We start from the raw sequence: 19,043 nt of genomic DNA, 5'->3' as shown, positions 1-19,043 counted from the left end.
AGAGGGGTGGGCCAGTCGTGAGTATTACTGGTGTGAATGGAGCCGGGCAGCGTCGGCCCACCATGAAAGAGGTCGCGGCCCGGGCGGGCGTGGCGCTGAAGACCGTCTCCCGGGTGGTCAACGAGGAGCCGAACGTCAGCCCGGAGCTGACCGCGAAGGTCCAGGCCGCGATCAAGGACCTGAACTACACGCCGAACGAGAGCGCCCGGATGCTGCGGCGCGGCAAGACCGGCACCATCGCGGTCGTCATCCGCGACATCGGCGACCCGTTCTTCGCTTCGCTCGGCCGCGCGGTCGAGCTGTGGGCGCGTGGCAGCGGCTCGGTGGTGATGATCGGCCTGACCGACGAGGACCCCGAGCGCGAACGGGCGGTCTGCCTGGAGTTCGTTGCCCGGCGCCCAGATGCGCTGATCATGGCGCCGATCGGCGAGACCCAGGACTATCTGGCCCCGCACGTGGACGCCGGGATGGCGGTCGTGACGATCGACCGGCCGGCGCACGGGATCGAGGCGGACGCAGTACTGGCCGACAACGCCGGGGGGATCGACCAGGCGATCGATCACCTGGTCAGGCAGGGACACCGGCGGATCGCGTACCTCGGTGACGACGAGCGGATCTTCACGGCCCGCGAGCGCGTGGTCGCCTATCGGGCGGCGATGGCGCGGCACCGGATCGACGTCGACGAGGATCTGGTGCACCTCTCAGAGCCGACCACCGAGGGGATCGGGATCACGCTGTCCGCAGTACTGGATCGGCCTGAGTCGGCGACGGCGATCCTGTCGGCCAACAACATGACCACCGCCGAGGTACTACGGGGGATGGCCGGCCGCCGCGACCGGGTGGCCCTGGTGTCGTTCGACGACCTGGCCCTCGGTGACCTGCTCAGCCCGGGACTGACCGCGGTGACGCAGTCGGCCGACGTGATGGCGCGGACCGCGATCCAGCTGATGACCGAGCGGCTGCCCGAGCCGCATCGCCCGGGCCGGACCGTCAGGGTGCCGGTGAAGTTGACGATTCGCGGCTCGGGGGAGATTCCTCCGTCGAGCTGAGCTCGCCGTAGCGGGCGAGAGCCAACGCGGCGACGATCGCCAGGACGAACCCAGCCGCCGCCGGTACGACGTACCCGTGGCGGGTGCGGTCGCCGAGCGCGATGATGCCGACGGCGGCGGGGAAGACGGTTTCGCCGACGACCAACATCGCTGTTGCCGTCGTCACGCTGCCGCGTTGCAGGGCTGAGGCGAGGAACAGCATCGCCGACGCCCCGGCGACGATCGCGGTGTAGGTGCCGACCTCGGTCAGCAGGTCCACCGGCTTGAGACTCGGGATGATGCGCCCCGAGATCGCCACCACGCCGAAGCTCAGACCGGCGACCAGCCCCAGCAGCGGCGCTCGCATTCGCTGTGGCGCGAATCCGCTGGAGAGCCCGATCGCGCCGAGCAGTACGACGGCGCCGACGAGTCCCCAGCGCAGCCCGTTGCCGACGTCCGGGACGCCCTCGCTCTCTGCAGACATCCCGAGCAGCCCAAGGCCGACACAGACCGCAGCAACAGCTGCCCACTCACGCCGACCCAGCCGTACGCCGAGGAAGCGCGCTGCGACCGCCGTGACCGCGAGGCTGGCAGCCAGCGCCGCCTGCACCACGAAGAGCGGCAGCACCTGCAGAGCAGCGAGCTGGAAGCCGAACCCGAGTAGGTCGAGCCCGATCCCGGCCAGGAACTTCCACTGCCCGATCACCCGGACGAGAAGACGTGGGTCGACCGCGCCGTCCCCACCTGGTGTTGCCTGCGCCGCCATGGACTGCATCACCGTCGCCAGGCCATAGGCCAGAGCGGCTGCCAGCGCGCAAAGCAATCCCCACCACATGAGCCTCACCCTACGGGCTCAGAGCCTCCGCTTCAGAAAGTCGACCATCGTCTCGGCCAGCTCTTCGCGATGGTCCGACAGTGAGTGGTCAGTGGGCCAGAGGTGATGCTCGGCGGCCTGGTACGCCTCGACCAGCGGCTGGTGATGCAGCTTGGGTGGGGCCGCGCTGTCGTGGCTCGCGCCGATCAGGAGGACCTGGCGATCGGCGAGTCGCGGCGCGAGCGCGGCCAGCCGCCACTCCGGGCCATGGGCAACCATTTCGTCGACCAGGGCCCGGCCGCTTGTGCCCTGCAACGGGAGGAGGTCGCCGTCGAACGGTTCGACGTACTGGTCGGAATCGGGCGCGGTCGCGGCCGCCCCGAAGTCGAAGCCTGCGAAGGAGGCCACGACGGGGATCGCCGGGTCGGCCGCGGCGGTCTGCAATGCGACGAACCCGCCCATGCTGTGGCCGATGACGGCCAGCCGCTCGGCATCGATCAGCGGGTCCTGGCGCAGGGTCGTGGTCGCGGCGGCGGCATCCTGCAACGCGTGGGTCCATGACCAGGCACCGGCTGCTCCCCAGGAGCCGCGGTAGTGGAAGACGAGGGTGGCGTAGCCGGCGCGGCGGAGCGCGTGGGCGAGGTCGAAGTTGCACTCCCAGCCCGGGAAGCCGTGCAGCAGCAGGACGGCCGGATGCGGTCCGTCGCCGGCCGGCAGATGCAGTACTCCGGGAAGCTCGTGGCCACCGCTGGAAACGAGGTAAGGGGTTGTGCTCGCAGGCTTCATTCGCACCTCAGCTTGATCGAACCGGTCGGTACCATCGCAACGCTAACAAGAGATGGGGCCGATCGGTACCATCTATCCCATGCCGGTCGCCAAAGGAACCTCGCTCGATCCCGAACGGACCCGTGCGGCGATGCTCGAGGCCGCCTCCGTCGTGTTCTACGACCGAGGTCTGGACGGGGTCGGAATCGCCGAGCTCTGCGCGTCGGTCGGAGCCTCGAAGGAGACCCTGTACCGGCATTTCGGCTCGAAGGACGGGCTGATCGCCGCCGTCCTGCAGGCGCGCAGCGACCGCAACAACGCCTGGTTGCGGCGCGCGGCGCAGACGGGCGGGGATGACCCGGTCGCCCAGCTGACCGCGGTGTTCGCAGTGCTGGGGGAGTGGTTCGAGCAGCCCAACTACCGCGGCTGCGCGCTCGTGAACGCGGCCACCCAGCGGCATTTCGAGCCTGCGCGCAGCATGGTGGTCCAGCACCTCGACAGCTATCAGGCGCTGCTCACGGAGATCGCGGCCGCGGCGGGGGTCGCCGACCCGGACCGGATCGGGCGCCAGTTGCTGATGCTGCTCCAAGGGGCGACCGTGATGGCCGACCATCACGCGCTGGGCAGGGTGGCGGCCGATGACGCGCTGGCCGCTGCCCTGCCACTGCTGTCGAGCTAGTTACTTGCGGTAGAGGCTGACCAGCGGGCACTGGAACGGGTCGCGGGCGCGGATGCCGACGTTGTTCAGGTAGTCGACGACGACCTTGTACGACTCGAGGAAGCCGACCTCGGTGTACTTCACGCCGTGCAGTGCGCAGTACTCGCGCACGATCGGCTGCACCCGGCGCAGGGTCGGCCGGGGCATGCTCGGGAACAGGTGGTGCTCGACCTGGTAGTTCAGGCCGCCCATCGCGAAGTCGACCATCGGGCCACCGCGGATGTTGCGCGACATCAGCACCTGACGGCGAAGGAAGTCGATTTTCATGGTGGCGGGGACCAGCGGCATGCCCTTGTGGTTCGGGGCGAACGAGCCGCCGAGGCAGACGCCGAAGACGGCGAGCTGCAGACCGAGGAACGCGCTGGCCTTGCCGAACGGCAGTACGACGTACAGGGCGGTGACGTAGAGGCCGAGTCGCGAGACGACGACCGCTGCCTCGACCCGCTCCACCTTGGTCGCGCCGCGGCGGAACAGGTGCTGCAGGCTGGACACGTGCAGGCTGAGGCCTTCCAGTGTCAGCAGCGGGAAGAACAGCCAGCCCTGGCGGGCCTGGAACCACTTCAGGAAGCCGCTCTTGCGGCTGTCGGCGTGGTCCGGGGTGAAGGCGATCACGCCGATCGCGATGTCCGGGTCCTTGCCGATCTGGTTCGGCGCGTTGTGGTGCTTGCTGTGCTTGTTCTTCCACCAGGTGATGCTCATCCCGGCGAGGCCGCCGGCCAGCATCCGCGCGGTCCAGTCGTTCCAGGTGGCGGAGTCGAAGATCTGCCGGTGCGCGCTGTCGTGGCTGAGGAACGCGACCTGGACCAGGATCAGCGCGAGCGCGCCGGCCATCAGCAGCTGCAGCCAGGAGTTGCCGAGCAGGATGAAGCCGGTGATGACGCCGCCCAGCGCGAGCAGTACCAGCCCGATCCGGGTCCAGTAGTAGGCGTAGCGGCGTCGCAGCAGGCCCAGGTCCCGGACCGTGCGCAGCAGGTCGCTGTAGAGGCTCGCGTGTTTCTCTTGCGGCCTTTGGGGGTGCGGGTCTTCGGCGAGCAGTTGCGACAAGGAGAACGCCCCATCCGGAGTGCATCGGTCGAGATGCGCCACCGGGTCCAGGGCAGCGCCACGAGAAAGTGGCTGTGGCCCCCAACGGAACCACGCGGGGAGGTAGTTCGCAACCGGAGTCCGGCGGTGGTGTGGCGTGGACAGGCTCAGCGGGTCAGCAAGGCGGCGGTCTGGAGTGTGCCGTCCAGCACACCGGTGGCCACCGTGGTCAGGCTGCTGCCCTTTCCGCGGGCGTAGGAACGCATTGCGGTAAAGGCTTCCAGCAGGCTCAGACCGGCTCGCTCGGCGAGCATTCCCTTGGCCTGCTCGATCAGCACCCGGCTGTCCAGGGCGTGCTGCAGTTGCCCGCAGACCTCGTCGCGGCTGCGCGCGCCACGCTCGTGCAGCAGGCCGATCGTCGCCATGTCGGCCAGTGCCTGACCGAGGGTGAGGTCCTGCTCACTGAACTCGACGGCGGTGGTCCGGAAGAGGTCCATCGAGCCGATCACTTCGCCCCGCAGACACAGCGGCAGCATCTCGGCGGTGGCGTAGCTGCCGTAGTTGTCCACCTGGGTGGCCGGGGAAGCCGGGGTGGCCAGCACCCGCAGTACGCCGCAGTCGCCGGAGACGGTCAGGCCGACCGCGTCCACCTCGAGCAACTCGACCGTCGCATCGGCGAGCATGCGCAGGAAACGGGCCGGCTCGAAGTCGTCGGTGAGCGTGTCGGCCAGTGTGATGAAGACCTGCGTGAGGCGGTGTTCCCGTGTCATTCCCAGCGTGCCCTTCCGGTTCATGGGACTCCATCATCAGTCCCGGCACAAGCCTCTGCCGAGTTGTCAGGCAGTTCGTTCGGCGGCCACCTGCACGTCACTCAGGAGGAGCACCTTCGGCAGCATGACCTTGAGCCGCCGCCAGTTGCTGGCCGCCACTGCCGCCGCGGGTGCGACCGCCGCCGTACCCAGCGTGACCGCCACCGCGGCAACGCCTTCCGTCGTACGCCGGGACCGGCCTGCGTTGCCGTCCGGGATCATGTCAGGTGATGTCACCGCAGACTCAGCCGTGCTCTGGTCGCGTACCGACCGGCGCGCTCGGCTTGTGGTCGATCTCACCAGCCACGGCCGGTTCGACCGGGCGATCCGGCTGCGCGGCCCGGTCACCTCGGCCGACCAGGACTACACCGCCCAGCTTCCGCTGCGAGGCCTGCGGCCCGGGCAGCGCTACGACTACCGGATCGGCTTCGAGGACGCCTACGGCCGTCGCGGCCAGACCACCGACGGATCCTTCAGTACGCCGGGCCGCAACCGCCCGGTGAGCTTCGTGTGGACCGGCGACACCGTCGGGCAGGGCTACGGCATCTACCCCGACTTCGGCGGCATGATCGCGTACAAGGCGATGCACCAGACCCGGCCCGACTTCTTCCTGCACTCCGGCGACAACATCTACGCCGACGGCCCGATCGCGGCCGAGGTGGCGATCCCGGACGGCACCGTGTGGAAGAACGTGGTGACCGAAGAGGTCAGCAAGGTCGCCGAGACGCTGGCGGAGTACCGGGGGCGCTACAAGTACAACCTGCTCGACCACAACGTCCGCGACCTGTACGCCGAGGTGCCGATCGTCAGCCAGTGGGACGACCACGAGACGGTCAACAACTGGTACCCCGGCGAGATCCTGACCGATGCCCGCTACACCGAGAAGCGGGTCGACGTACTGGCGTCCCGGGCCCGGCAGGCGTTCCAGGAGTACCTGCCGATGGTCCACCCGGGTGGCCGGAACCGCATCTACCGCAAGGTGAGTTATGGACCGCTGCTCGATGTCTTCTGCCTGGACATGCGCACCTACCGCGGCGCCAACCCGGCACCGGGTGTGGCCGGACCGGTCGCGATGCTGGGCGCCGAGCAGGCAGCCTGGCTGGTTCGTGAGGCCGCTGCTTCCAAGGCGACCTGGAAGGTGATCGCCAGCGACATGCCGCTGGGAGTGCTGGTGCCGGACGGCACCGAGATCGAGGCGGTCGCCAATGGCCTGGCCGGGGCGCCCGGTGGCCGGGAGCACGAGATCGCCTGGGTGCTCTCGCAGTTCAAGCGCCGCAAGGTCCGCAACACGGTCTGGCTGACCGCGGACGTGCACTACTGCGCCGCCCACCACTACGACCCGTCCCGCGCGGCCTTCACCGACTTCGACCCGTTCTGGGAGCTGGTGGCCGGTCCGGTGAATGCGGGCACCTTCGGGCCGAACGCGCTCGACCCGACCTTCGGTCCCCGGCTGGACTTCGTGAAGGCAGCCGACTTCCCCAACCAGCCGCCGTCCGGAGGGAACCAGTTCTTCGGTCACGTCGCGATCGATCCGCGCACGGAGGTCTTCACCGCGTCACTGCGAGACCTGTACGGCAAGGTGCTCTGGCGCAAGGAGCTGCCGCCGGCCAAACGCCGGTAGGGAAAACCTGCTGAGGCTGCTCGGGGTACCGGGTTAGGTTTGCTGACATGAGCGCCGAGTACCCCGAGAGCCGCCGTGATGAGAGCGTCGTCGACACCCTGCACGGACACCAGATCGCCGACCCGTACCGCTGGCTGGAGGACGCCGACTCCGCCGAGACCAAGGACTGGGTCGGTCGCCAGAACGCTGCCACCGACACCGAGTTGTCGAGCTACCCCGAGCGGGCGTGGTTCCAGGAGACGATGACCGCGATCCTGGCGCGCCCGCGGGCCGGCGTACCGGGGCTGAAGTCTGGCTGGTACTTCGCCGGCCGCAACGACGGCTCGCAGGCGCAGGACATCGTGTACGTCGCCGACTCGCTCGAGGGACTGCTCGAGGGCGGCCGGGTCATCCTCGACCCCAACAAGCTCTCGGCGGACGGCACTGACTCGCTGGCCAGCTTCACCGTCAGCCCCGACGGCCGGTACTTCGCCTACGGCGTCAACGAGAGCGGTAGCGACTGGACCACCTTCCGGCTTCGGGAGGTCGCAACGGGCGCCGACGTGGATGACGTGGTCACGCGTGCCAAGTTCTGCGAGGCGACCTGGCTGCCGGACTCATCGGCGTACCTGTATCTGCACTACCCGGCCAGTGGCCGCAGCGAAGGCACCGAGACGCAGGCACTCGGCGGCGGTCAGCTGAAGCTGCACAAGGTCGGGACGCCGCAGGAGGACGACGAGCTGGTCCTGAGCTTCCCGGACGACGACCAGCTCTTCATCGGTCCCGAGGTGTCCGACGACGATCGCTACCTCGTGGTGACGATCAGCAAAGGCACCGACCCGGCCACGAGGCTGTGGCTCTATCCCCTCACCGATGGCGGCTTGGGGGAGCCGGTCAAGGTCATCGACGAGTTCCGCGACGAGAACGTCTTCGTCCGGATGTCCGGTGACCACCTGGTACTGCGAACCGACCGCGACGCGTCGCGAGGCCGAGTGGTCAGCTCCGACCTGGCCGGCAATTTCACCGACCTCATCCCCGAGGGCGACGGAACCCTGGAATCCGTTCGCGGTACAGCAGCCGGCCTTGCAGTGCTGTCCCTGCTCGACGCGCAGCCGGTGTTGGCACTGCATGACCTCGACGGCAGCAACGGTCGCGTGGTGCCCGTGCCCGGTGGCGCGGTGGTCGGACTGAACGCATCGACCAAGCACGACGAGGTGTTCATCGGCCTGTCCTCGACCACCGACCCGACGGTCTCGTACGTCGTCTCGGCGGCCACTGGCGAGTTCAGAGCGCTTCCTGAGCTGGTCCCGGCAGGCGTCGGCTTCTTGTCGCCCGACATCACCATCTCGCGCCGGATCGAGCCAGGGCGCGAGGTGCCGTACTTCCTGATCAGCAGGGCCGACCTGACGTTCGACCAGCCGCGACCCACGCTGATGTACGGGTACGGCGGCTTCCGCATCCCGATCCTGGCCGACTACCGGCCCGGCTGGCCGGCCTGGCTCGCAGCGGGCGGCGTGCTGGTGATCACCAACCTGCGGGGCGGCGGCGAGTACGGGAGTGACTGGCACGACGCCGGACGGCTGCACAACAAGCAGAGCGTCTTCGACGACTTCATCGCGGTCGGGGAGCACCTCTGTGAGACCAAGGTGACGACGCCGGCGCAGCTGGCCATCCACGGGCGCAGCAACGGCGGTCTGCTCGTCGGTGCGGTGATGGCGCAGCGGCCCGACCTGTTCGCAGTAGCTCTGCCGGGTGTCGGCGTGATGGACATGCTGCGCTTCCATCTCTTCACCGTCGGCGCTGCCTGGGCCTCGGACTTCGGGCTGCCCGACGACCCCGCGCAGTTCGAGGACCTGCTGGCCTACTCGCCACTGCACAACCTGCGCGACGGTACGGCGTACCCGGCGACGCTGGTCGTCACGGGCGACCATGACGATCGGGTGGTGCCGCTGCACAGCCACAAGTTCATGGCGACGCTGCAGCACGCCCACACAGGGGATGGCCCGGTCCTGAGCCGCATCGAGGTCAACACCGGCCACGGTTTCGGGAAGCCCGCGGCCATGGTTGCGTCGGAGTGGGCGGACCTGCTGGCGTTTGCTGCTCACCACACAGGTCTGGAGCCGGGTATCTAGGTTGTTGATCGGTGGTCTGACCGAGCAGTGGTCAGGCCACCGGTTCACCAGATTCTGGGGGCTACGAGGTCGCGCGGGTCGCCGATCGGCTGACAGCCGTGACCCGACTCCTCGTACTCCGCGGCGAGGCCGTTGACGGCCAGGCTGCGGACCGCGTTGACGAGACGGTCGACGTGCTCGCGCGTCGTACCGAGACCGAGGCTCGCGCGGACGGCGGTGGCTTCCGGGGAGTCGGCCAGCAGGTGGCCGACCAGCGGGTGCGCGCAGAACTTGCCGTCCCGGACACCGATCCCGTACTCCGCCGAGAGCGCAGCGGAGACCAGGGTCGAGCTGACGCCGTCGATGGTGAAGCAGACCGTGCCCACGCGATCCGCGTCGGCGCCGAAGATGTCGTAGGTGTTGACGCCGGCGATCTGCGCCAGACCGGTGCGAAGCCGGGCGAGCAGGCTGCGCTCGTGCTGCTCGATGGCCTCACGGTGCTCGGTGATCGCGGCGCAGGCGGCGGCCAACGCGATCGCGCCGATCACGTTGGGGGAGCCGCCTTCGTGCCGGGCCGGACCTTGGTTCCAGACCGTGGTGTCGCTGGTGACCGAGGCGGTTGCGCCGCCGCCGAGCAGATACGGGTCGGCCGCGTTGAGCCAGTCGGCGCGGCCGATCAGCGCGCCGGCGCCGTACGGGGCGTAGAGCTTGTGGCCGGACAGGGCGACCCAGTCGACGTCGAGCTGCTGGATGTCGACCTCGCGGTGCGGGGCGAGCTGCGCGGCGTCCAGGCAGATCCGGGCGCCGTGCGCCTTGGCCACGGCAGCGATCTCGGCGATCGGGAAGATCTCGCCGGTGACGTTCGACGCGCCGGTGAGGACGACCAGGCGCGGGCCCTCGGGAGCGGTGCGCAGTGCGTCGGCGACCGCGGTGACGGCAGCGGTGTGGCTGGTCGGCGCGGCGAGCCGGATGGTCCGATCGGTCGGCCAGGGGAGGAGAGCGGCGTGGTGCTCGGACTCGAACACGATCACGGTCGCGTCGGCCGGGAGTGCACGGGCCAGCAGGTTGAGGGCGTCGGTCGTCTGGCGGGTGAAGATCACCTGGTCGTCCTCGCGGGCGCCGACGAAGCCGTGCACCTCGGCGCGGGCCCGCTCGTACCACTGGGTGGTGATGCGGGATGCGTACCCGTTGCCGCGGTGCACCGACGCGTACGACGGGAGCGCGGCCTCGACCGCTGCTCGCACCGACTCCAGACACGGCGAGCTCGCACCGTGGTCGAAGTTCGCGTAGTCGGTGACGCGGCCGTCGGCCAGCGGGACCAGCAGGTCGCTCGCGACGGTGGCGGGGATGCTGCCGGTGGTGAGTCTGGCGACAGCCGGCCGGGTGGTCACGGCGGTGTTGGCAGTCTCGAGGATGGAGAGAATCGACATGGTTCTGGCTCCCAGGGGGGTCCGCACTTGCCGAAACGGGGTATCCGAACGGCCGGGTCCTCACCCAGGGCACCCCACCGCGGAGGAGGGTTGCCGGCCAGCGAGCTGGGGCTTGGCGCTGGCACTCATGACCTGCCAACGAAGGTAGCCAACGAAGTGCTGGGTGCGCCAGCAGCTATCTCATGGATTGGGATACTCGCACGTATCGTGAGACGCCAGGCGTGACGGGATCGCTGATTTCTGGTTCGAAGTAAAGCGATGGCTCGTGCGGGCAGTGCCGGGGGAGGATGCGCGGATGACTTGGACCGCACCCGAGGTCGATCGGCCCGAGGGCTCGCTGATCGCTCCCGAGCCGGAACTGCTCGCCGGATATCTGAACTTCTACCGGGCCACGTTGCTGCACAAGTGCGCCGGCCTGACCGCCGAGCAGCTCGCCGCACAGCCGTCGCCGCCGTCGAATCTGACGCTGCTCGGACTGCTCCGGCATCTGACCAAGGTGGAGCGGATCTGGTTTCGCATCTACTTCGCCGCGAGCGACCCGGCCGAGCCTGTTTTCGACCCGGCGCTCGGCAAGGACGCCGACTTCGAGCTGATCGACGCGAGCCGTGCTCAGGCGGAGTACGAGGGTCTGATCGCCGAGTGGGCGCTCTCCGATCAGGCCGCTGAGGGGCACTCGCTTGACGAGCAGTTCACCTTCCGGGACGAGGTCTCGTCGCTGCGGATGATCTACATCCACCTGATCGGTGAATATGCCCGGCACTGCGGTCATGCCGACCTGCTGCGGGAGCAACTCGACGGCACCACCGGCGCGTAGTACGGGGTTGGATGGGGGTTGCCGTCGGTGTCGTGACGCTACGGATGGGGCGGTGTGATCGGCGTGTGACACGTGTGACTCGAGTGGTAGTCGGGGTAGCCTGCTAGACATGGCGACCCGCACGTCTTCCACGGCGCGGGCGCGGAAGTCGGCAGCCAGCGGCCCAGCTAAGGGTGGCGCGGCAGCTGGTAGCCGCTCCCGTCCATCAGCCGCGCAGAAGCGTGGGCAGAGCACGAAGCGCAGTGGCACCACCGCTGCGCGGACAGCCACACCCAAACCCAGCAGTGCAGGTCCGTTCGCGTCCGCGATGCTGGCCATCGCCCGCGGCCTGGTCAAGCTCTGGATCGGGTTCGCTCACCTGCTCGGCGGCATGGTCCGTGGGATCGGGCACGGCGCTCGTGACCTCGACCCGGCCCACCGTCGCGACGGGGCAGGCCTCACGCTGATCGGTCTGGCGCTCGTAGTGGCCGCCGCGATCTGGTGGAACCTCCCTGGCGCAGTCGGCAACGGCGTTCGCACAGTGGTCGGCGGCAGCGTCGGCATGCTGGGCTGGGCCGTACCGCTACTGCTCCTCTTCGTCGCCGTGCGCACGATGCGCGACCCCGAGCGCAATGGCCCGGCCGGTCGCCAGGTGATCGGCTGGACGACTTTCTCGCTCGGTGTGCTCGGTCTGGTGCACATCGCCAACGGACTGCCGCGGCCCAGCAACCCGGCCGACGGCAGGCTGCAGGACGCCGGGGGAGCGATCGGCTACTTCGTCTCCTCGCTGCTGTCCGACCTGCTCACGCAGTACGTCGCGGCGCCGCTGCTGGTGCTGCTGGCGATCTTCGGCGCGCTGGTTGTCACGGGAACCCCGATCTACGCCATCCCGCTGCGGGTGCGCGCTGCGTTCGACGTACTGCTCGGACGCACCGAGATCCCGGGTGACGCTCCGTCCGTCGCCGCGCAGGCTGACGACACCGTCCGGCTCACCCGGAAGGAGCGGCGTGCCAAGGCCGCTCTGGACGACGACGGCGAGCCGACGATCAAGCCGTACGACTCGCCCGTGCTCGAGGGACGCGAGATCTCCAAGCGAGGTCGCAAGAAGGCCCCGATCGAGACCGACGACGACCCGTACGACGTCGACGCGGATGCCGCCGCGGCAGCCACCGCCGGCGCCCCGCCGATCTACGGAGCCGTCGCCGGCGCGATGAAGGGCGGCGCCTCGAAGAAGGCGCTCGACCCAGAGTCGGAAGCGGAGTCGGCTCCCGAGCCGCCGCCGCACACGCCGCTGCCGCAGCGAGTGGAGCAGCTCAGCCTCTCCGGCGACATCACCTACACGCTGCCCGACGGCCAGATCCTCAAGCCTGGTTCGGTTCACAAGGCCCGCACCAAGGCCTCGGACGCGGTGGTCGGCAAGCTGACCGAGGTGTTCGAGCAGTTCGGTATCGACGCCCAGGTGACCGGCTACACCCGTGGCCCGACCGTCACCCGGTACGAGGTCGAGCTCGGCTCCGCGGTCAAGGTCGAGAAGGTCACCGCGCTCAGCAAGAACATCGCGTACGCCGTCGCCAGCGCCGACGTGCGGATCCTGTCGCCGATCCCGGGCAAGTCCGCGATCGGGATCGAGATCCCGAACGTCGACAAGGAGATCGTCAGCCTCGGCGACGTGATCCGGTCCTCGACCGCGCGCAACGACCACCACCCGATGGTCGCGGGCCTCGGCAAGGACGTCGAGGGCGGCTTCGTGGTCGCCAACATGGCGAAGATGCCGCACCTGCTGGTCGCCGGCGCGACCGGCTCGGGTAAGTCGTCGTTCGTGAACTCGCTGATCACCTCGGTGCTGATGCGTTCCACGCCGGACGAGGTGCGGATGATCTTGGTCGACCCCAAGCGGGTCGAGCTGAACAACTACGAGGGCATCCCGCACCTGATCACGCCGATCATCACCAGTGCCAAGAAGGCGGCCGAGGCGCTGCAGTGGGTCGTCCGCGAGATGGACATGCGCTACGACGACCTGGCGGCCTTCGGCTTCCGGCACGTCGACGACTTCAACAAGGCGGTCCGCGGCGGCAAGGTGAAGGTGCCGCCGGGCAGCGAGCGGGTGCTCACGCCGTACCCGTACCTGCTGGTGATCGTCGACGAGCTCGCCGACCTGATGATGGTCGCGCCGCGCGACGTGGAGGACTCGATCGTCCGCATCACCCAGCTGGCCCGGGCCGCCGGTATCCACCTGGTGCTGGCCACCCAGCGCCCCTCGGTGGACGTCGTCACCGGTCTGATCAAGGCCAACGTGCCGTCCCGGCTGGCCTTCGCGACCTCGTCGCTGGCCGACAGCCGGGTCATCCTGGACCAGCCCGGCGCCGAGAAACTGGTCGGTCAGGGTGACGGTCTGTTCCTGCCGATGGGCGCGAGCAAGCCGATGCGGATCCAGGGTTCCTGGGTCACCGAGAACGAGATCAGGGCGGTCGTCGAGCACTGCAAGGAGCAGCTGCAACCGACGTACCGCGAGGACGTCACCGTGGTGCCGGGGCCGAGCAAGGACCTGGACGACGAGATCGGCGACGACCTCGACCTGGTCGTGCAGGCGGCCGAGCTGATTGTTTCCACCCAGTTCGGCTCGACGTCGATGCTGCAACGTAAGCTCCGGGTCGGTTTCGCCAAGGCGGGCCGGCTGATGGACATCCTGGAGAGCCGGGGTGTGGTCGGGCCGAGCGAAGGCTCCAAGGCCCGTGACGTACTGGTGAAACCGGACGACCTAGAAGCCTTCGTCGCCACATTGCGAGGAGAGTGACCCGTGACCGCCCATACCGCGATGCCCCGGTCTGAGCAGCACGCTGTCGACATCGATCCAGCCACCCACGACGAATTCACCGTTCGCGCCTCCCAGAAGGTGCACGGCGCACTGGCGGTCGGGGCCGGCCTGGTCGCGATCGGCTTCGCGGCCTCGGGGTCGACCAGCCCGACCGGCGTACTGCGCTGGATCGCCGCCGCCGCGTTCGGCGTGCTCGCGGTGATCTGCGCGCGGGCGCTGACCGTCGGCGCGATGCTGGTCGCCGACGAGGTCGGGATCCGGCTGCGGATCCGGAACGAGTGGATCGGCACCCGCTGGGAGGAAATCGAGGAGGTCACCGTGCTCAGACGGCGGCACCTGCTCGACGACGGCCGGATCGCGGTGCACCTTTTCGACCCGGGCCCGGTGCTCGGCGAGATGCCGGCCGCGACTCGCAAGGTCACCGATGCCAACCGTCGGCTGACCGGCACGTCACTCGCGGTACCGTTCGGGTTGACGGCCACGCCGTCCAACGGGGAAGTGGTCCAGGCTCTGCACATGCTGGCGGACACCAGGTGTCCGGTCAGGGAACAACTCTGAGCCTCGCGTGACCCCGTCGAGCCCAGGCCGTTGACTGTTGTGAGGTCGGCGGATCGGCAATCCGACTTGTAGACGGTGGAGAGGTGGTGGGGCGTGAGCATCGGCAGCGAGCTCACGGCGGCCCGCGAACGGGCCGACATGACGATCGAGCAGTTGAGTACCTCGACCCGGATCAGATCCGGACTGCTCACCGCCATGGAGGCCGACGACTTCTCCCGCTGCGGCGGGAACTTCTACGCCCGCGGTCACATCCGCGCGATCGCCCGCGTGGTCAAGGTCGACCCGGACGTACTGCTGGCGAAGTTCGACGAGACCCACCCGGCCACCCAGCCGGACCGGACCCGTCGCGAGGAACGAGCCACCTCCAAACGTCCGACCCTGCACCCGGCCCGCCCCCGCTGGGCAGTGGTCCTGGGCGCCATCCTGGTCGGCCTGATGGGCTGGGGCATGGTCCGCCTCTTCACCCTCCCCAGCGACGTAGAAGCCAACGCCTCCAAGACCACCCCCACAGCCGCCGTCACCACCCCGGCCCCCAAGCCGACCGCCAAGCCAACGCTCCAGCCCACCATCCCGGCGAAGCCCACCAAGCCCGCCGCCCCCCTCCGCACCAAACTCGTCCTCACCGCCCGCGGCGACGGCTCCTACGTCACCATCCGCAACTCCAAGAGCCAAAAACTCTTCCAAGGCGTCCTCGGCCCCGGCTCCACCCAGACCATCAACTACGCCGGCGAAATCCGCGTAACCCTGGAAAACGGCTCGAACATCACGGTCTTCATCAACGGCACCAAAACCACCCCGCCGTCAAAGCGCTTCACGATCCTCCCCACCGGCAAAATAGCCACCCCAGAGGACTAGCCCGCCGCGAGGAGCCGCTCTCACCGCCCCGCTCTCACCGCCCCACGCCGCACGACTGCACCGGCTCACCGCACCGGACGCCACGGCACCGGGCTGCACCACCCGCCACCACCGCGCCGGACGCCCACGGCGCCGCGCCGCACCACCCGCCACCACCGCACCGGACGCTCACGGGACCGTGCCGCACCACCCGCCACCGCCGCGCCGGACGCTCACGGGACCGTGCCGCACCACCCGCCACCGCCGCGCCGGACGCCCACGGCACCGCGCCTCACCACCGCAGTATCGCGCTACCCAGCGCCGGACGCCCACGACACTGTGCAGCACCTCCGCACTACCCAGCACCACCGCACCGGACGCCCACGCCCACCGCACTGGGGTTCAAGCTGGGCCTGGCGCGATCCCCGCCGGCTCGCCGGACCGATCCCCACTGCCACGACCCCACGTCTCCAGCACAGTTCAAAACCCCGCCCCACCGCCGAACAGCAACTCAACCACCGCACTTGATTTCGGTGCTGTAGAGGGACGCGTCATACTCGTGGGTGATGACTACGACTCCCACCACCGTCGCCCTGGTCACGCTGGGCTGCGCCCGCAACGACGTTGACTCCGAGGAACTGGCCGGCCGGCTCGAGGCTGGGGGTTTCCGGCTCGTTGACGACGCCGCCGAAGCCGACACCGTGGTCGTGAACACCTGCGGTTTCGTCGAGGCCGCCAAGAAGGACTCGGTCGACACCCTGCTGGCCGCCTCCGACTACAAGGAATCCGGTCGCACGCAAGCTGTCGTCGCCGTCGGCTGCCTGGCTGAGCGGTACGGCGAGCAGCTCGCCGAAGCGCTCCCGGAGACCGACGCGGTGCTCGGCTTCGACGACTACGCCGACATCTCCGACAAGCTCCGGTCGATCCTGGCCGGCACCAAGCACCAGTCGCACGTCCCGCGCGACCGCCGCAAGCTCCTCCCGCTGGCCCCCGCCGACCGCGCGAACGCTCACGGCGTCTCCGTCCCCGGCCACGGCGACGCCTCCACGGACGCCATCGGCGACACCTCAGCGAAAGAGCTCGGACTGAAGGGCCGCACCACCAAGCCCTCCGACCCGTCCGTGCTGACCATCGACGCCCCCGACCTCACCTCGGCGCCCGCCAGCGGCCCGCGCATCATGCGCCGTCGTCTCGACGGCGGCCCGATGGCCCCGTTGAAACTCGCCTCCGGCTGTGACCGCCGTTGCGCGTTCTGCGCCATCCCCGCCTTCCGCGGCGCCTTCGTCTCCCGTCGCCCCACCGAGGTGCTCGGCGAGGCGCACTGGCTCGCCGAGAATGGCGTCCGCGAGGTCTTCCTCGTCTCCGAGAACTCCACCTCGTACGGCAAGGACCTGGGCGATCTGCGCCTGCTCGAGACACTCGTCGCGGAGATCGCGGAAGTACCGGGCCTCACCCGCGTCCGAGTCTCGTACCTGCAGCCCGCCGAGATGCGCCCCACCCTGATCACCGCCATGGCGTCGACCCCCGGCGTGGTCCCGTACTTCGATCTCTCCTTCCAGCACGCGTCCGGCCCGCTGCTGCGCCGGATGCGCCGCTTCGGTGACTCGGAGCGTTTCCTCGAACTGATCGGCCAGGTCCGCGCGCAGGCGCCGACGGCTGGTATCCGGAGCAACGTGATCGTCGGCTTCCCGGGGGAGACCGAGGAGGACGTGGACATTCTCTGCGACTTCCTTTCCCGCGCCGGCCTCGACGCGATCGGTGTGTTCGGCTACTCGGACGAGGACGGCACCGAGGCCGAGACGTACGAGGGCAAGCTGGACGAGGACACCATCGCGGCCCGGCTGGACCGCGTCACCCGCCTCGCCGAGGACCTCACCTCGACGCGAGCCGAGGCCCGGATCGGCGAGCTGGTCGAGATCCTGGTCGAGTCCATCGACGGCGACACCGCCGAGGGCCGCGCGGCGCACCAGGGCCCCGAGGTCGACGGCTCCACGACGCTGACCGGATTCCCGGCGGATCTCGCCATCGGCGATCTGGTCTCCGCCGAGGTGGTGGGGAGCGAGGGAGTCGACCTGGTCGCGGCATTCGCCGCGCAGGTGCGCACCCGAGAGGGCGTCCCGGCAGCTAACCTGACCGCGTGACGATCCCGCCGACGAATCCGGTGCCGCGCGCCGCCGCCGGCCCGATCAGCGCGCCCAGCGCCTGGAACGTGGCGAACGCGCTGACCGTACTGCGGCTGGTGCTGGTCCCGCTGTTCGTCTGGCTGCTCCTTCGCGAGGCAGGCACTACCGACGGCAACCGGCTGCTCGCCACCGCGGCGTTCCTGGTCGCCATCGTCACCGACCGGTTCGACGGCGACATCGCGCGCCGCTGGAACATGGTCACCAACTTCGGCAAGATCGCCGACCCGATCGCGGACAAAGCACTCACTGGGGCAGCCTTCATCGGCCTTTCGATCCTCGGCGATCTGCCCTGGTGGGTGACGATCCTGGTGATGGTTCGCGAATGGGGCGTCACCCTGCTCCGCTTCTGGGTGATCCGGCACGGTGTGATGCCGGCCAGCCGCGGCGGCAAGCTGAAAACGGTGCTGCAGGCGATCGCTCTCGGCCTCTACCTCCTTCCTTGGCATTCGGTCGCTGTCCTGCATTGGACCGCCGTCGCCTTCATGGCTGCAGCTGTCCTGGTCACCATCGTCACCGGTCTCGACTACGTCGGCCGCGCTCTCCGCCTGCGAGCCGCGGCCAAACGCCCTCTCCCATGACCGCTGCTGAGCCCCTCAGCGGTGGAGTCACCTCCGCTGAGGATGGGTCTGCGGAGGTGCTGCTGAGCTTGGTTGCGCGGCTGAAGGAGCGCGGGCAGACGCTGGCGACAGCCGAGTCGCTGACCGGCGGTCTAGTGGGTGCGGCGCTGACAGACGTGCCAGGCGTCTCGGCGGTCTACCGCGGCGGAGTAGTCGTCTACGCCACCGATCTGAAGGCCTCCCTCGCAGGCGTCCCAGCGGATCTCCTGGCCGATGTGGGCCCAGTCCACCCAGACACGGCCGCTGCACTCGCGACAGGCGTACGAGAGCGACTCGGGGCCACCTACGGGCTAGCCACGACGGGTGTGGCTGGGCCGGACCCCCAGGCGGGTATCGAAGCCGGCACCGTCTACGTCGCGGCCGCAGGGCCAGGAGTCGTACGGGTCCGGAAGCTCGCGCTGACCGGTGATCGCGCAGCGGTCCGTCAGGGGAGTGTGCGGGCCGTGCTGGAACTCGCCGCGCAGTTGGTAGCGGAAGAACTGGCCTGATCGGGGTGTTGAGACCACCATGGGAACAGGTAAGGCAGACTGGCACGGCGCACCGAAGCTGGACATTGCGAGGAGTAGTGACCCAGCAACGGGTACCGTTGGTCTCCACGGTCGGCCTACGGTGCGAGTAGGTTCGGTCCGACAGGCGGAAGGGAGAAACCTCATGGTGCTGGTTCGTGGCCTTCTTGGCGACGTCCTGCGGCGCAAGCGGCTGCGCCAGGGGCGCACTTTGCGCGAGGTGTCTGCCGATGCTCGGGTCAGCCTGGGCTACCTCTCGGAGGTCGAGCGCGGCCAGAAGGAAGCGTCGAGCGAACTGCTCGCCGCCATCTGCATGGCGCTGGACGTCCCGCTGTCCACGGTCTTCGCCGAGGTGAGCGAGGATCTGGCCCGTGAAGAGGCGTTGGTACTGGCACACGCGGTCATCGAGCCCCAGGTCGTTGCCTCCGCAGCCTGATCC

The 19,043-nt window shown here is 69.1% G+C and carries 17 protein-coding genes and 1 riboswitch; of the genes, 12 read left to right on the top strand and 5 right to left on the bottom strand.

Going from position 1 to position 19,043, the window contains the following annotated elements; genetic code table 11:
• Positions 1-62: 62 nt before the first annotated feature.
• Complete coding sequence (locus AB0P21_RS04995) at positions 63-1,049, top strand: LacI family DNA-binding transcriptional regulator (RefSeq protein WP_363693758.1); 987 nt, start codon at positions 63-65, stop codon at positions 1,047-1,049.
• Here AB0P21_RS04995 and AB0P21_RS04990 read toward each other — a convergent pair.
• Together AB0P21_RS04990 and AB0P21_RS04985 are read right to left on the bottom strand one after the other, a co-directional pair.
• A complete protein-coding gene (locus AB0P21_RS04990; RefSeq protein ID WP_363693757.1) occupies positions 991-1,863 on the bottom strand; it encodes a hypothetical protein in 873 nt (290 codons plus the stop codon). The genes AB0P21_RS04995 and AB0P21_RS04990 overlap by 59 nt on opposite strands.
• An 18-nt stretch (positions 1,864-1,881) precedes the next feature.
• On the bottom strand, positions 1,882-2,628 hold the full coding sequence (locus AB0P21_RS04985) for an alpha/beta fold hydrolase (RefSeq protein WP_363693756.1): 747 nt from the start codon (positions 2,626-2,628) through the stop codon (positions 1,882-1,884).
• A 79-nt stretch (positions 2,629-2,707) separates the two neighbouring features.
• On the opposite strand from AB0P21_RS04985, the gene AB0P21_RS04980 reads away from it, so the two are divergent.
• Positions 2,708-3,286, top strand: a complete 579-nt coding sequence (locus AB0P21_RS04980) for a TetR/AcrR family transcriptional regulator (protein WP_363693755.1) — start codon at positions 2,708-2,710, stop codon at positions 3,284-3,286.
• Here the strand turns inward: AB0P21_RS04980 and AB0P21_RS04975 are convergent, their stop codons facing one another.
• The gene (locus AB0P21_RS04975; protein ID WP_363693754.1) at positions 3,287-4,411 is read right to left on the bottom strand and encodes an acyl-CoA desaturase; all 1,125 of its coding nucleotides are present in this window, start codon (positions 4,409-4,411) and stop codon (positions 3,287-3,289) included.
• A gap of 104 nt (positions 4,412-4,515) precedes the next feature.
• Complete coding sequence (locus tag AB0P21_RS04970) at positions 4,516-5,118, bottom strand: ANTAR domain-containing protein (protein WP_363693753.1); 603 nt, start codon at positions 5,116-5,118, stop codon at positions 4,516-4,518.
• Positions 5,119-5,242: 124 nt separating this feature from the next.
• On the opposite strand from AB0P21_RS04970, the gene AB0P21_RS04965 reads away from it, so the two are divergent.
• Positions 5,243-6,778, top strand: coding sequence for an alkaline phosphatase D family protein (locus AB0P21_RS04965; protein ID WP_363693752.1), 1,536 nt, complete (start codon positions 5,243-5,245; stop codon positions 6,776-6,778).
• 47 nt (positions 6,779-6,825) lie between these two features.
• Positions 6,826-8,889, top strand: coding sequence for a prolyl oligopeptidase family serine peptidase (locus AB0P21_RS04960; protein WP_363693751.1), 2,064 nt, complete (start codon positions 6,826-6,828; stop codon positions 8,887-8,889).
• A gap of 44 nt (positions 8,890-8,933) precedes the next feature.
• Here the strand turns inward: AB0P21_RS04960 and AB0P21_RS04955 are convergent, their stop codons facing one another.
• The gene (locus tag AB0P21_RS04955) at positions 8,934-10,298 is read right to left on the bottom strand and encodes an aminotransferase class V-fold PLP-dependent enzyme (RefSeq protein WP_363693750.1); all 1,365 of its coding nucleotides are present in this window, start codon (positions 10,296-10,298) and stop codon (positions 8,934-8,936) included.
• Between the two features lie 18 nt (positions 10,299-10,316).
• Positions 10,317-10,431: riboswitch (SAM riboswitch) on the bottom strand.
• 162 nt (positions 10,432-10,593) lie between these two features.
• On the opposite strand from AB0P21_RS04955, the gene AB0P21_RS04950 reads away from it, so the two are divergent.
• The 8 genes from AB0P21_RS04950 to AB0P21_RS04915 all read left to right on the top strand — a co-directional run bounded on the left by AB0P21_RS04950 (position 10,594) and on the right by AB0P21_RS04915 (position 19,040).
• On the top strand, positions 10,594-11,112 hold the full coding sequence (locus AB0P21_RS04950; RefSeq protein ID WP_363693749.1) for a DinB family protein: 519 nt from the start codon (positions 10,594-10,596) through the stop codon (positions 11,110-11,112).
• A 109-nt stretch (positions 11,113-11,221) separates the two neighbouring features.
• Positions 11,222-13,885, top strand: coding sequence for a DNA translocase FtsK 4TM domain-containing protein (locus AB0P21_RS04945; RefSeq protein WP_363693748.1), 2,664 nt, complete (start codon positions 11,222-11,224; stop codon positions 13,883-13,885).
• A 3-nt stretch (positions 13,886-13,888) separates the two neighbouring features.
• Positions 13,889-14,464, top strand: a complete 576-nt coding sequence (locus tag AB0P21_RS04940) for a hypothetical protein (protein WP_363693747.1) — start codon at positions 13,889-13,891, stop codon at positions 14,462-14,464.
• Positions 14,465-14,557: 93 nt separating this feature from the next.
• On the top strand, positions 14,558-15,319 hold the full coding sequence (locus tag AB0P21_RS04935) for a RodZ domain-containing protein (RefSeq protein ID WP_363693746.1): 762 nt from the start codon (positions 14,558-14,560) through the stop codon (positions 15,317-15,319).
• Between the two features lie 545 nt (positions 15,320-15,864).
• Complete coding sequence (gene rimO / locus AB0P21_RS04930) at positions 15,865-17,439, top strand: 30S ribosomal protein S12 methylthiotransferase RimO (protein ID WP_363693745.1); 1,575 nt, start codon at positions 15,865-15,867, stop codon at positions 17,437-17,439.
• Complete coding sequence (pgsA, locus tag AB0P21_RS04925; protein ID WP_363693744.1) at positions 17,436-18,059, top strand: CDP-diacylglycerol--glycerol-3-phosphate 3-phosphatidyltransferase; 624 nt, start codon at positions 17,436-17,438, stop codon at positions 18,057-18,059. Before rimO ends, pgsA begins: the two co-directional genes overlap by 4 nt.
• Positions 18,056-18,586 carry a CinA family protein gene (locus tag AB0P21_RS04920; RefSeq protein WP_363693743.1) on the top strand — a complete coding sequence of 177 codons (531 nt, stop codon included), beginning with the start codon at positions 18,056-18,058 and terminating at the stop codon, positions 18,584-18,586. The genes pgsA and AB0P21_RS04920 overlap by 4 nt, the downstream gene beginning before the upstream one ends.
• Positions 18,587-18,749: 163 nt before the next feature.
• Complete coding sequence (locus tag AB0P21_RS04915) at positions 18,750-19,040, top strand: helix-turn-helix transcriptional regulator (protein ID WP_363693742.1); 291 nt, start codon at positions 18,750-18,752, stop codon at positions 19,038-19,040.
• Positions 19,041-19,043 lie beyond the last annotated feature (3 nt).

The organism is Kribbella sp. NPDC056861, assembly GCF_040687575.1.
Lineage (GTDB): Bacteria > Actinomycetota > Actinomycetes > Propionibacteriales > Kribbellaceae > Kribbella.
The sequence above is the reverse complement of the archived record's forward strand: the minus strand, read 5'-3'. Positions and strand labels throughout refer to the sequence as shown.